Annotated in this window: 1 protein-coding gene; it reads right to left on the bottom strand. The window is 71.4% G+C overall.

Annotated elements, in window-relative coordinates; genetic code table 11:
- Window positions 1-199, bottom strand: a 199-nt coding sequence (locus tag CCN44_RS44805) for a hypothetical protein (RefSeq protein ID WP_158103225.1), incomplete at its 3' end; no start/stop codon positions are given.
- Window positions 200-339: the final 140 nt, after the last annotated feature.

Below are 339 nucleotides of genomic sequence, written 5' to 3'. Positions count from 1 at the left end.
CGGGCTGGTCGTTCTCGCGTGCGGCTGCCTCGGGCGGCTCGGTGTTCGTCCGTGAGTAGGCGACGATCTGCGTCCACCTCCCGCTGCGAGACGGTTCGATCCGCCAGTCGTCCGGGGCGTACCCGCCGGGGCTGATCATCTCGGCAAGTTGCTCAACGGCGTCGATCTGCTGGGTGATCCAGCCGTGCAGGTCAGGCATCGGGGGTCTCCTTGTGCGGGGTGGCGCCAGCGCTCCAGTCGTCCCACAGGGTGCGGCCGTTGCTGCCTTGCGTGGGGCCGACGTGGTTGCCGGGGTGGCCGGCTTCGCGGGTGCAGTGGACGGGGCCGCCGCCGAGGACG

This window comes from Streptomyces tricolor (assembly GCF_002155905.1).
In the GTDB taxonomy this organism is placed as follows: domain Bacteria; phylum Actinomycetota; class Actinomycetes; order Streptomycetales; family Streptomycetaceae; genus Streptomyces; species Streptomyces tricolor.
The sequence above is the reverse complement of the archived record's forward strand: the minus strand, read 5'-3'. Positions and strand labels throughout refer to the sequence as shown.